This is a genomic window from Frankia sp. AiPa1, assembly GCF_023243075.1.
GTDB lineage: Bacteria > Actinomycetota > Actinomycetes > Frankiales > Frankiaceae > Frankia.
On sequence record NZ_JALKFZ020000183.1, the window covers coordinates 1 to 13,354 of the forward strand.

A 13,354-nucleotide genomic window follows, 5' to 3' on the forward strand; every position below is an offset into this window, starting at 1 on the left:
GTTTTTTTTTTTTAAAAACAAACCCCCCCCCCCCCCCCCCCCCCCGGGCCCCCCGCCCCCCCGCCCCCCCCCCCCCCCCCGCCCGCCCCCCCCCCCCCCCCCCACGGCTCAGCCGGCGGCCCCACCAGACCCACCAGGTGAGCGTCCAGGTGATCAGGGCGAAGCCGAACAGCAGGTCCTCGACCGGGGCGAAGACGACCCTCGGCCCGAGGATGGTCCCCGGGTCGTACCGGACGATGCGCAACCCCGTCAGCAGGCCGTTCGCCGCAAGCTGCCCGCAGATGACGATCGCGTACGACACCCAGAAGATCCGTCGGCGCACCAGCCGCGTGCGCAGGACCCACAGATCCGCGACCACCGCCGCCACAACGCCCACCACCGCCAGGGCCGTGTAACTCACCCCACCTCACCCGCCCCGCCACCAGCACCAGCACCAGCACCAGCACCAGCACCAGCTACGTTCGCACCACCGGAACTACCCGTCCCACCCGGTCCGTCAGTCGGGTCGGCGCACTCGTCCGGCGACTCGTCGCCGACGGTCCAGCCACGCACGACCCGCACCGCCTCGAGGGTCAGGATCGCGCAGACCGGGACGACGATGAAGAACAGGACCTCGTCCAGGGGCAGCCGGCCGGGCAGCCGGATACCGGTGACGTGACGGGGATCGAACGTCCACTGCCCGGCGGAGATCGCGTAGACATCCCAGCCGACGAAGACGACCAGGACCGGCAGCAGGGTGAGGATCAGGCGGCGCGGCCGGGAGTACACCCGGGTACCGAGCAGCAGTTCCAACGGTGCCGTGCCCAGCAGGCAGCCGGCCAGCACCGCCAGGTAGGCAAGGTGGCGCATCGGACCTCCAGGCCTCGGCCGGCCGGCGCGAACCGGCGACGGTACGGCTGCCGGAACTCAGCTGGCCGCGGCGCGGTCGGCCGAAGCGGGCGGGCAGGCGGCGGGCAGGCAGGCAGGCAGGCCTCAGACTGCACGCAGCCGGCTGGCGAGCTGGGCGGCGACCGCGCCGGGGTCGAAAGCGGCGGTCAGGGCGCGCACCACCACGACCCGACGCGCCCCGGTCGCCAGAATGTCATCCAACGTGTCCAGTGCGACGCCACCGGTGACGAACCATGGTTTGGCCCCCTCCTCGAACGGCGGCGCGTGCCGGGCCGCCAGCCGAGGCAGACCGAGCCCGACCGGGGGCCGGCCCTGTTTCGTCGGGGTCGCGTGCACCGGGCCGACGCATACGTAGTCGACCTCCGGATCGGCCAGCGCGACGAGGAACTCCTGCGGGCTGTGCGTGGACTGACCGATGAGCACGTCCGGCCCGACGATCCGCCGGGCGAACGCCGGCGGCACGTCATCCTGCCCCACGTGCAGCACATCGACCCCGGCGAACGCGGCGAGATCAGCCCGGTCGTTCACGCTGACCAGCGTGCTCCGCCCGGCACCGGCCGCCTGGATCTCCCGCAGCGCGTGCAGCTCGTCGGACCACTCCAGCGCCTTCTCCCGCAGCTGGATGAGATCGACACCACCGCGCCGCGGCGGGCCGATCACGGCGTCGAGGAAGGGCCGAAGCTCAGCCCGCCGGGGCGTGCACAGATAGAGCCGCGCTTCAGCCAGCCGACGGCGCCGGTCGGCCCGCGGGTCATCCTCCGGCGACGGCACGGACGATCTCCAGTACGTCGCCATCGGCCAGCCGGGTCGTGGCGGCCTCGGTGGGAGTGAGAGCGGCGCCGTTGCGCTCGACCACGACCGACCCCGGCCGCAGCCCGAGCTCGATCAGCAGCTCGCTGAGCGCCTGCCCGGCCCGAACAGCCCGACGCACGCCATTGACGACGACCACGCCGGACGCCGGCCCACCCGTGGGCACGGACGGTGAGTGCGAGCCCCGCACGGCCACGGACGGCGGCCTCGATGGCAACCCCGATACGGACTGAGCAGGGCGCGCCGACTGAGCAGCGCGCACCGACTCACCAGTGCGCACCGACTCACGTGGCGGACGATCGGCCATACACCGACCCTACGGGAGTCACCACACCCGCGGGAGCCCTTCCCGCCAGCCCACCTGGCACGGCCAGCTCCGCACACCTGGGAAAGCCCAGCATGCTCGGGAAGCCCAGAACGCCCTGGCGCCCCCCTGGCTGCGACGCGCTCAGCTCAGAACGCGAGCGCCTGCGCCCGACGCTTGACCTCCTTGCCGCGGTTCTCAGCCAGCGCCTGGGCCGGGGTGCCCGGCAGGGTCGGGTCCTCCCGGAAGATCCATTCCAGTGCCTCGTCATCGGTGAAGCCAGCGTCGGCCAACACGACGAGCAGGCCTGGCAGACCTTTGACCACCGCGCCGTCCTGGATGAACTCCGCCGGTATCCGCAGGACACCGTCCTCCCGGCGGGCCAGCAACGTCCGCTCACGCACCATCTGCCGGACTCTGGTCACGGGGATCCGCAGCAGTTCCGCGGCGTCGGGCAGGGTCAGCCAATCCATGGTCAACAGTAAACACCCAAGCCCCGGCGACGTCCCATCCCGCATTCGCCGCAAGCGCCCTGACCTCGGCGGGTTTGGCCCGGTGGCTCGCAGACGCGGCGACCGAGGGTACCGAAGTCCGAGTCCGAGGTCAGTGGAGTCAGTCCGGCGTGACCAGCTCCCCGCCGGAGGCCACCGACCGTGCGGCCGCCGCCAGCACGGCCACGACCGGACGGGCAGTCTCGATGCCGTGGTCCGGCGTCATCGGCCATCCGGACACCAGCCGATCCGCCACGGCGCGGTAGAACGCGGCCAACGGGCCGGCGGGATCCGCCCATCCACCAGCCCAGACAGGAATCGGGAAACGGGTGTGGACCCCGTCCATGGTGACGAGCAGGACGGCACCACCGCCGGAGGCGGGCACGGCGCCGACCCCGCCGAAGCCCGCAGGGCCACCCGCCCCCACCAGGGGATATACGGGGTCCAGGCCGTCGATGCGAGCCTGCCCGAAGGGCAGATCGCAGCCCTGGCCCGCGGCGGCGGGGCCGTGGGCCGCCGCCGACGCGTGCGCATGGCCGGACGCCAGCTCGGCCGGGCTACCAGGCCCCGCCACCGGGCCTGGACCGGTCAGGAAGCCCGGCCGCGGCGCGGGCTCGGCCGCCGGTGCCACCCAGTCCGCCGGTGCCACCCCGGGCAGGACCGCGCCGGCGGCCCAGAATCCGGCGCCGGACGCACCGCCGGGGGCGGGCCGGGCGTCCAGGACGAGCGTGCCGGTGGTGCCGAGGACCTCCAGCGGCGGGCGGGGCAGGACGGTGAGGTCGGAGACGGTGATCTGGGCCTGCGCGCCGCTGGCGAACCGCAGGTGCAGGTCGGTGTGGTCGGCGTTGCTGACGTGATGCCAGACCCGTTTGATCGTCGAGGCACCGACCCGCTCGACCGGCCCGTCCACGAGGGCCAGGATCTGCTCGATGGCATCGGTAGCCCGGGCGAAGAGCTGGCCGCCGCTGACCCGGGCGTCGTCATGCCAGCTGCCGGCGGGACGCCGCAGGCCGCCGCGGTGCGCCTCGAGCCGCAGCGGCTCGCCGACGGCCCCGCGGCGCAACGTGGCTGCCAGCGTCTCGAACCCCGGGTCGGTGAGGCCGGCGGGGGCGACCGCGAGCAGCCGGGAGCGCGCGGCGGCGAGCTCGGCGAGCTGGTCGGCGTCGGCGGGTGCCAGGCACAGGGGAGCCTGGACGATGACGTGCTTGTCGGCTTCGAGCGCCCGGACGGCCCATTCGAGATGGGTGTGGTGCGGGGTGGCCACCACCACGACGTCGAGCTCGGGATCGTTCACCAGGTCATCCGGGTCGTCGACGCGACGCGGCAGGTGGGATGCGGCCGACCCGGGCGGCCGAGCCGAGAGACCGTCACACACCACGGTCAGGGCCAGCCCCTCGGTGGCCAGGGCGGCCAGACGGTGGCCGGCCGCGGTGTCAGGGGTACCGAGCAGGCCGACGACGGCCGGTGGACCGTCGAGGACGCCGAGGCAGTGCCGCAGCCACCGGCCGACCAGCCGGTGGTAGAGGGGATCGCCAAGGATCGCCGCGCTGGTGCCCAACGTGAACATCCCCAGACCCGAGCTGGGCCGCCAGGTGCAGATCGGCAGCTCGGCGAGCTCATGGCGCACCAGGATGAGCCGTTCGACGTCGTCGGCGACCTTCTCCGGGATCACCCAGGTCTCCCGCGGGACGAACCGCGGTGCGCGGGCCATCAGCGCGCCGCCGTGCGGTCCGGGGAGCAGACGCAGCTCGTGCGGCGGCAGAACCCGGCCTGGGGTGAGCCCGGAGGCCTCCACCAGCGGGCTCCCCGGTGGCAGCGCGCGCACCGTCGGGCCGGCGAGCAGGACGGGCACGGACTGCCGGACCCGGTCGAGCAGGTCCTGTTCGACATGATCGAGCGGCCGGTCGATGAGGACGAGCAACGCGTCGGCGGACCGGGCCGAGGTCGGGCCGAGGCCCGCCGCGCGCAGATGGTCGCCGAGCGCGTTTACACCGGGCAGGTTCGACACCAGGTGAATGCGGGGCACCTTTGGCACTCTAGTGCGTTAGGCGTTGTTGTCGTCATTCGGGTCGATCGGTGAACCGGCCTCCGCGCGATTGTGTCGATTCCGCGCGGGCCGGTCCACGAATCAGGCGTAATCAACCCGCGGCAACAAGCTCCTTCATCGTCACCGAAAGGTCACTGAATCTCTTCTGGTCCACGCCACCGCCCGCGAGCATGAGCCGGCGGCCGGCTGCCATGTCCATTGGCCGGCCGACGGTGACCAGCGCGCGCAGCTGACCGTCCGGGGCGAACCAGCCCGCCGACCAGCCCGGCGGACGGGTGCCTTCGGGCAGCGGCGGCTCGCTCGGGTCGCCCCGCCAGACCAGCTCGTCGTCCGGGCCGCCGCGCCCGGCATACTGGATCATCCGGCCGAACTGCTCCGACCAGAAGTACGGCACCGGGTCGTACACCGGGGCCTGCGCCGGGCCGTCCGGTCCACCGTCCCCGGTGGCGTCCGCACCGAGCCCGGCGGCGCGCAGCAGCGTCACCGCGGCCACCGACGGGGAGTGCTGGGCACAGTCCCAGTGCTCGACCCGAAGCCGCTGACCGTACCGACGTGACCACCAGGCGGCACAGTCGCCGACCGCGACCACCGGCGGCCCGTCGGAGGCACCCCCCTTGGCACCCGACCAGCGGGCGGCGAGGTACTCGTCGACGACGATGCCGCGGTCCAGGGCGAGGCCGCTGTTCTCGAGCCAGCCCAGGTCCGGGCGGGCCCCGATGCCGACGAGGATCTCGTCGGCGGGCAGCAGTTCCCCGCCGGTCAGTTCCAGACCCGCCGCGGTCGTCCGCTCGACCGAGACGCCCAGGCGCAGCTTGACCCCGGCGCGGGCGTACCAGTCGATGGTGCGGGCCCCGATCTCGGGGCCGAGCGCGGCGCGCAGCGGGGTGTCCGCCGCCTCCACCACCGTGACCTCGGCGCCGGCGGCGACGGCCGTCGTCGCCACCTCGGCGCCGATCCAGCCGGCACCGACGATGACCAGACGCAGCCCCGGACGCAGCGCCGCACGCAGCCCGCGGGCGTCGTCGATGGTGCGCAGCACGCGGACCGGCCCGTCGCCGGGCAGTGGGATCGGGTCGGAGCCGGTGGCCAGCACCAGCCCGTCATATGCCAGCGGGCCGGCGTCGGTCTCGATCGTGCCGGGCCGCAGGCCGGTGGCCCGGCGTCCGGTGATCACCTCGACGCCGTCGAGCGCCAGCGGCAGGGTGGTGTCGTCGCTCCTGCCGGTCAGCACGGCCTTTGACAGCGGCGGGCGGTCATAGGGCAGGTGCGCCTCGGCGCCGACCAGGACGACGTCGCCCTCGAAGCCGCGCCGACGCAGCTCCACGGCCGCCCGGCCACCCGCCATACCAGCGCCGACAATGACGATTCGTTGCATCGGCGCAGCTTAGTACGACCGCACTGCGAGATTCTCGCCATAGAGTGGGAAGGCGTCCTTCCACACCGGCTCATATCCGGCCGCTACCAGCATCGCGTCGATCTCGGCGGGGGAACGCTCGTCCGAGATCGAGAACTGTTCTCCGGCGGTGCCCGGAGCGGCGTATCCACCGGGTTCCGTGGATGACCCGGCGCTCATCGTCGTCACCGCGATCCGGACCAGCCCGTCGCGCATCGGCGGCGGCTCGCGGGTGGACAGCGACAACGCGAGATCCGGGCCGAACAGCCGCAGCGCGGAATAGGCCTGGACGAACTCGGCGTCGCCGACCTCGACCAGTGGCGCCAGACCGCTCGCCGACGGCTTCATCCGGGGCAGCGCCACCGACACCTCGGTGCGCCAGTACCGCCGGGAGAGGAACGCGGCGTGCGCGCCGAGCGCGAGCACGTCAGCCCGCCAGTCCGGGCCGAGACCGAGCAGCGCGCCGATCCCGAGCCGCCGCGCCCCGGCGGACGCGGCCCGCTCGAACGACGACAGCCGCCGGTCGTAGTCACGCTTCCAGCCGGAGACGTGCACCGCCGCATACCGGGCGCGGTCGTAGGTCTCCTGGTAATGCACGACCCCCTCGAGCCCCGCGCGCACCAGCCGGGCGTAGGTGTCGTCCGACCAGGTCTGGGTCTCGATCGACAGGGACGGGAACAGCGGGCGCAGCCGCTCGACGACGGCGACGAGATAGTCGGCGGACACCTCGATCCGGTGCTCGCCCGACACCAGCAGCAGGTGACGGAAACCACGCTCGGCCAGCAGCCGCCCCTCGGCCTCGACCTCGTCGACGTCGAGCGTGCGCCGCACGACCGGCAGCCCCTTGGCGAACCCGCAGTAGGTGCAGGACGACAGGCAGGCGTTGGACACGTACAGCGGCGCGAACAGCCGCACCGCCCGGCCGAACCGGCGCAGGGTGGTGGCCCGGGCCGCGCGGGCCAGCTCCTCGAGCCGCTCCCCCGCCACCGGCGACAGTGCGACGGCGAGGTCCGCAAGGTTCAGGACGCTGTGCGCCGGTGCGGGCCGGCCGGGATCGGCCGCCGCTGGCGCCACCCGGCGCAGCAGCGCGTCGACCTGCGCTCGGCTCGTCGACCGGGAGCGCTCGGCGAGCCCGGCGAGATCCAGACCGGCAAGCTCGCGGGCGAACTGGCCCGGCGGCGCGCTCACCCGCCCGCCACGGGTGCCGGTGCCGGTGCTGCTGCCGGTGTCGGTGTCGGTGTCGCAGGGGCGCCAAGGAAACCGGTCAGCGGGGATGACGCGGTCCCCGCTGACGACGGCCCGGCCTCGGCGCGCCCGGCCAGGAAGCCGAGCCGGCCGGCGACGGTCGCGAGCGCGAAGGCGCGGGCCATCACCACCGGGTCCGCCGCGACCGCGATCGCCGTGTTGACGAGAACGGCGTCCGCCCCGAGCTCCATCGCCTCGGCGGCGTCCGACGGCACGCCGAGGCCGGCGTCGACGACCACCGGCACGCCGGCACCGGCGACGATCGCCTCGATCGCGTCCCTGGTCCGCAGCCCGCGGTTGGAACCGATCCAGCTGCCCAGCGGCATGATCGTGGCGCAGCCGGCCTCCTCCAGGCGTCGGGCGAGCACCGGGTCCGCCGAGCAGTACGGCAGGACGGTGAATCCCTCGGCGACGAGCAGTTCGGCGGCGCGCAGCGTCTCGATCGGATCGGGCGCGAGGGTGCGCGGGTCCGGGGTGACCTCGAGCTTGACCAGGCCCGTACCCGTGGCGGCCCGGCCGAGGCGGGCCAGGCGCACAGCCTCAGGGGCGTCCACCGCGCCGGAGGTGTTGGGCAGCAGGGTCATCCCCGCGGGAACGAAGTCGAGCACGTCACCCTCGCCGAGCCGGTCGAGATCGACCCGACGCAACGCGACGGTGACGATCTGCGCGCCGGAGGCGAGCAGGCTCGCGCGCATCACCTCGTGCGCGGCGAACTTCCCGGTGCCCACCAGCAGCCGGCTACGAAACGACCGACCGGCAATCACAAGATCGTCCGCTGCCTGGTCACCGACTGACGCCGTGGGCTCGGCGGCAGTCCGCGACCCGGCCTGACGCTGCGGCACAATGATCATCCTCCCCACGCGCGCATGACCGCGATCGGGTGTGCGGGTCGCCGACGGCTGTCCTGGCCGGCCTCTCAGCCCACGTCCGCAGGCTCCCCGGAGCTGCCACAAGTCTAGTCGAGGCCAGGCGAGACAGCGGGGTCGATCGCCTGGCCACCCGCAATCGGGGGGAAAACGGACGCCCACAGGACGCGGACAGCGGCCAGCTCTGGGGGCACATGCCATTCCCGGCGGCCCGACCCACCAGCAGTAATGCGGCAAATGCGCCTGGTGATGCCGCGACCGCCACGGGCAAATCGGGTGTATCAGCTCATGGCGTCCGGTAGCAACGCCGTTCAGACGCGATCGTAAACTAGCTCTCGTGGATGCCACCGTCGCCGACCCTGTAATCGGTCGACTTCTCGACGGCCGCTACACGGCGCAGGAGCGCATCGCCGTCGGCGGAATGGCGACGGTCTACGTCGCCCACGACAACCGGCTCGACCGCCTGGTCGCGCTCAAGGTCATGCATCCCAACCTCAACCACGACCCCGAGTTCGTCAGCCGGTTCCACCGCGAGGCCCGGGCCGTCGCCCGGCTGAACACCCCGCGGGTCGTATCCGTGCTCGACCAGGGCGCCGATCACGGCCCCACCGGGTTGGTCAACTATCTGGTGATGGAGCTGGTGCGCGGCCGCTCGCTGCGCCAGCACCTCGGCACCCGCGGGCCACTGCCCGTGACCGAGGCCGTCGAGATCATCGAGCCGGTGTTCGAGGCCCTCGCCTTCGCGCACGACACAAAGATCATCCATCGCGACATCAAGCCCGAGAACATCCTGCTCGGCGACGACGGCCAGGTGAAGGTCGCCGATTTCGGCCTGGCCCGTCCGCTCGGCCAGCCCTCCCAGGCGCTGTCCGACGGTGTGGTCATGGGCACGGTCGGCTACCTCGCCCCCGAGCAGGTCACCGATGGCACGGCCGACACCCGCAGCGACGTCTACGCCGCGGGCGTGATGCTGTTCGAGATGCTGACCGGCCAGCTACCCCACAGTGGGGCAACGCCGATGTCCATGGCCTACCAGTCCGTCCACGGCGACGTGCCCGCACCCTCCACCGTGGTCCGCGGGATCCCGCCGGAGCTGGACGCACTCGTGCTGCGGGCGACCGCCCGCGACCCGGACCGCCGCCCCTCCGACGGCGCGACTCTGCTCGACGAACTGCTGCGCATCGAGCCCTTCCTGCCCGCGCACCAGGAGTACTCCACCGGTTTCACCGGCGAGGTCCAGCGGATCGGCCTGATGTCCCCAGCCCCCACCTTCGCCGCCGGGCCCGGCGGCGATCCGCGCGGCGTGGCCGGGTCCAGCCACCAATACCCCCCGGGGAACACCGACACCGCCGCCATGGATCACGCTGCCGAGGGGCTGAATCCTCCGCGGCAGGGCGGCGCGGCATCCAACCTGATCTTCGACACCCCCGGTTCCGACGCCACCAGGCTGGACGTCCCGGGGCACGACGCCACCCGGGTCGAGAATCCTGCCCACGACTGGACCAGGTTCGAGGGGCCGATAGCGGAGCCCGGTCATTCTGGTGCTGGGCATACCGGCGGCGGCGGCGACCGTACGCGGCTTGGTCACGCCGCTCTGTCACCGGCCGGGGTGGGGACCCGCGGTCCGGGCGACTCCAGCGACGCGGCGCTGGCCGCGGGCCATCCGGGCGTGCCGCGCACCCGGCGGCGGGCGGCGGCGGGCAGCCCCGGCTGGCGCCGCCACCTGCCCTGGGCCGTCGGAGTGGCGGCGGTCGCGCTGTTGCTACTCGGCGCTCTCGTCCTGCACGCGCTGTCCGGGACCAAGCCCGAGGCCCCGCTGCTGACCGGGCTCAGCAAGACCGACGCCGAGACCACGCTGCGGGACGCCGGCCTGAAATGGTCCTATCTCGATCCGGTGAGCAGCGCTACGGTGCCGGCGGGCAGCATCGCCACGCAGGATCCGACGGACGGCACGCGGATCAGCAAGGGTGACACGGTCACGCTGCGGCTGAGCTCGGGGCCGGCGACCGTCCACGTCCCGGACCTGGCCAACCTCACCCAGGAGCAGGCCGCCGCGCGGCTGACCGCGGTGGGCCTCGTCATGGGCGGTCTGAGCAACCAGGCCAACGACACCATCCCGGCCGGCCACGTGATCTCCACGAACCCGGCGGTCAACTCGACCGTGCAGCCACGCAGCAACGTCGTGCTCGTCATGTCCACCGGCCCGGACGCCAAGCAGATGCCGGCAGACATCATCGGAAAGCCGTACGACGCCGCGAAGGCGGAGATCGATTCGCTCGGCATCAGTGGCGTCGCCGTGCAGCGCGCGGTGGTCGTGACCGACAGCAGCGCACCCGACACCGTCGTCGGCTCGGACCCGCAGGTGGGGCAGCCGATCGCACCCAACAGCAAGGTCACCCTGACCGTCGCCACCCCTTCCGACGACTCCAACAAAGGCGGCGATGACGGCGGCGATGACGGCGGCGACGGCAGTGGCGTGCAGGTCACGGTGCCCCGCCTGGTAGGTGCCAGCTATCACGACGCGGACAACGCGTTGAGCCAGCTGGGCCTGAAGATCGCTCGCAACGGCCTGTTCGGCTCGAACAACGACCGTGTGGTCGCCCAGTCACCCCGGGCAGGCTCCAAGATCGAAAGAGGGAGTACAGTACGGGTCAACACTGTGTGGTCGTGGGGTAACTAAAAGCCAGGCGGGGGTGTCGGGTTGCGGAGACGCGGCCGACCCGACGTCGGCAGGTCCGAGCGGGCTCGGGACGGCGGGCTCGGGACGGCGGGCGCAGGCAGCCAGCCGTCTCGAGCCCAGCAGCACCGGCGTCCTGATCGGCCCCGGGGAGAGGACGTGAGGGCAGTACGTGGGCGCGACCGGGAACCCGACGGGGAGATGCCGCCCGCGGACCGTGACACCCGCGGCCGCCGCTGGTACCCACGCCGTCCCCGCACCGCCTGCCTCCCTGCCCGCGGCTCCCTCGACGCCTGCGCCCCCAGCCCGCTCACCGGCCGCAGGCTCATCGTCCAGCGACTTACCAGCCGACGACTTGCCAGCCGCCAGCTCACGGGCCGCCGCTTCCTCGGCCACCGTCCGGTCGGCCGGGCAGCCGCCGATCACCTCGCTGCCGTGCTGGACGGCAGCATCCCGGCGTCCGGGCCGCAGGAGACCCGGATCCTCGCTCTGGTCGACACCGCCCGGGACCTGCCCCGTCCACAGTTGGACCCGGCCAGCCGCGAGGCGATGCGCGCCCAACTGCTCGCCGCCCTCGCCAATGTGGCTCTCGCCGACCCCATCCCGACAGGTCAGGCCCCCGTTCCCGGGGCAGGCAGCACGTCTCACCCACGCCTCGTCGGGCCGCGGGACCGCCCGCCGTACGCCGGGGTTCGGCATCCCCGTTCCTACTGGTCACGACGCCCACGAGCCGGGCGCCATCCGATTGCCGTGCCCCGCGTCGCCCGCGCGCTGCTGGCCGCCGGGCTGAGCGTCACAGTCGCGGTGATCGCGCTCGCGCTGAGCGCGCGCGACGCCCTGCCGGGTGAACCGCTCTACAGCGTCAAACGGCGAGTCGAGAACCTCCAGGTGTCCCTGGAACGGGACCCGGTCGCCCGCGCCAAGACCCGCCTGGACGTCGCGGGCGTCCGGATGTCCGAACTTCGCTCGATCACCGGCGGCGGGCCGCCAGGGCGGGCGGACGGCCAGAGCGCCACACCCGGCCACCGCCGCACCCGAAGCGCCGGCCCGAACCCGACGCCAGGCCCCGGCTCATCAGCGACGAGCGGCCGGCCGGCCGCCGCCGATGAGGGCACGATTCCGCCCGGCGGCCTGCCGGCCGCCCTGTCGGCCCGCCCGCGACCGCGATCGGCGCCGCCTGCATCGGTGCCCTTCCTGCCGGTGCCGTTCCCCTCGGCCCCGCGTCGCTCGGCGCCACCCCCATCGGCGCCGGTCGACGCGATGGCGACCGCCGGCCCGCCGGGCCCGCTCCGCCTCCCGTCGCCGACGGGCATCTCGGCCGCGCCCCTCACGCCACCGCCATCAGCATCGCCACCACCGGCGGCGCCACCGCCAGCGCCCGAATCTCCGGCCTCCGCGCTGCCCGCGGGCGCCGGGCATCGGGCATCAGCGGAGCGCCCACCGGATGCCACCACGGTCAACAACCTGCTCTGGGCCTGGTGCACGCAGGCCCACGCGGCCTCCCAGGTACTGCTTGCCCGGGCGGACGCCGGCAATCTCGATGCCTGGCGGACCATGGCGTCCTTCACCGCCAGCCAGGCGAGAAGCCTCTCCTCGATCCTGATCGAGCTGCCTCCCGGCACGAAGGGTGCCGCCCGGGCGGCACTCGGTCTCATCTCCGAGTTCCGCCGGGAGCTGGGGCCGAACCCGCCGGACAGCGTGCGGACGCACGATGGTCACTCCCATACCGGGCGCAGCGCCCCCGACCATTCCCTCCTCGGCTCCGGCCCGGCCTCGCCCGGCCACCACACCACGCCCGACCTCGATGCGCCCGACCTCGATGCGCCCGCCCGCGGCGGGCCCGCGGACAGCCTTCCGTCCGGACCACCGACCCCGGCCCCGTCGGCCTCGGCTCCGTCGATCGCGGCGCCCTCGGCTCTGGCCGTGCCGGCTTCGAGCCGGCCACCCGTGCCGGGGTCGGGCGGCGGGGCGGCCACCGCGAACCCGTCGGCCCCGGCCAGCCAGACCGCCACGGCCCCGCCATCCGCCACCGCCGGAGCGCCTACCGGCGATGCACCGGGCGTGGATGCGTCACGGGCCACCGGACCGTCCTCGGTCGGCAGGCCATCGGCCCCGGCGGGATCGGCGCGGGCCGCCGGCACGCCCGCCAAAACCGTGACGCCGCCGACCGGCACAGCCCGCTCAGCGGCGGACAGCCCGGCCCGCGCCGCGGCGACCGCCGGCCCGTCAGCCACGGACGGCACCAGTTCGGCACCCGCATCAACCGCCACGCCCGGTAGCGACCCCGCGACGGCTCCCCCCATGAGCGCCGCACCCACGGCGAGCCCGACACCCACCGCACACCCGGCGCGTACAGCGAGCACGGAACTCGCAGCGAGTGACACACCTGTGACTGGCGCGACGGAGGCGGCTGCCGCCTCGAGCCCGCCGGCCACGAACCTCGCGGCCGGCGTAGCCGACACGACCCGCATCACCGGCGCCACCGACGCGGGGGCCGAGCCCACCGGAACTCAGGCAGCGATGACATCCAGCCCGACGGACGCCCCCGAGTCAGGACAGCGCGACGGGACTGGGCCGGGCCGCTGATCCGGCGCTTCGTGCCGCCGCCACGGGCGCACCCGTGGCGGCGGCAC

The 13,354-nt window shown here is 73.6% G+C and carries 11 protein-coding genes; 2 read left to right on the forward strand and 9 right to left on the reverse strand.

What is annotated here, in order from left to right:
- From MXD95_RS24375 to MXD95_RS24415, 9 genes are all read right to left on the reverse strand, one after another.
- Positions 1–400: lycopene cyclase domain-containing protein (locus MXD95_RS24375; protein ID WP_250643062.1), on the reverse strand; the 400-nt coding region annotated here is incomplete at its 3' end.
- Entirely contained in the window at positions 397–849 is a 453-nt protein-coding gene (locus MXD95_RS24380) for a lycopene cyclase domain-containing protein (RefSeq protein ID WP_250643063.1), read from the reverse strand. The genes MXD95_RS24375 and MXD95_RS24380, both read right to left, overlap by 4 nt.
- Before the next feature lie 123 nt (positions 850–972).
- Entirely contained in the window at positions 973–1,683 is a 711-nt protein-coding gene (locus tag MXD95_RS24385; RefSeq protein ID WP_250643064.1) for a thiamine phosphate synthase, read from the reverse strand.
- Positions 1,640–1,894, reverse strand: coding sequence for a sulfur carrier protein ThiS (thiS, locus tag MXD95_RS24390; RefSeq protein ID WP_250643065.1), 255 nt, complete (start codon positions 1,892–1,894; stop codon positions 1,640–1,642). The genes MXD95_RS24385 and thiS overlap by 44 nt, the downstream gene beginning before the upstream one ends.
- A gap of 257 nt (positions 1,895–2,151) precedes the next feature.
- A complete protein-coding gene (locus tag MXD95_RS24395) occupies positions 2,152–2,475 on the reverse strand; it encodes an Rv2175c family DNA-binding protein (protein ID WP_250643120.1) in 324 nt (107 codons plus the stop codon).
- 139 nt (positions 2,476–2,614) lie between these two features.
- Complete coding sequence (locus MXD95_RS24400; RefSeq protein WP_250643066.1) at positions 2,615–4,519, reverse strand: Gfo/Idh/MocA family protein; 1,905 nt, start codon at positions 4,517–4,519, stop codon at positions 2,615–2,617.
- Positions 4,520–4,631: 112 nt separating this feature from the next.
- Positions 4,632–5,915, reverse strand: a complete 1,284-nt coding sequence (locus tag MXD95_RS24405) for an NAD(P)/FAD-dependent oxidoreductase (protein WP_250643067.1) — start codon at positions 5,913–5,915, stop codon at positions 4,632–4,634.
- 9 nt (positions 5,916–5,924) lie between these two features.
- A complete protein-coding gene (gene thiH / locus MXD95_RS24410; protein WP_250643068.1) occupies positions 5,925–7,121 on the reverse strand; it encodes a 2-iminoacetate synthase ThiH in 1,197 nt (398 codons plus the stop codon).
- Positions 7,118–7,942 carry a thiazole synthase gene (locus tag MXD95_RS24415; protein ID WP_374122130.1) on the reverse strand — a complete coding sequence of 275 codons (825 nt, stop codon included), beginning with the start codon at positions 7,940–7,942 and terminating at the stop codon, positions 7,118–7,120. Before MXD95_RS24415 ends, thiH begins: the two co-directional genes overlap by 4 nt.
- A 439-nt stretch (positions 7,943–8,381) precedes the next feature.
- Between MXD95_RS24415 and MXD95_RS24420 the strand changes: the two genes are divergently transcribed.
- Both MXD95_RS24420 and MXD95_RS24425 read left to right on the forward strand, forming a co-directional pair.
- Entirely contained in the window at positions 8,382–10,724 is a 2,343-nt protein-coding gene (locus tag MXD95_RS24420) for a PASTA domain-containing protein (RefSeq protein ID WP_250643070.1), read from the forward strand.
- A gap of 156 nt (positions 10,725–10,880) precedes the next feature.
- On the forward strand, positions 10,881–13,307 hold the full coding sequence (locus tag MXD95_RS24425) for a DUF5667 domain-containing protein (RefSeq protein ID WP_250643071.1): 2,427 nt from the start codon (positions 10,881–10,883) through the stop codon (positions 13,305–13,307).
- The last annotated feature ends 47 nt before the right edge of the window (positions 13,308–13,354 follow it).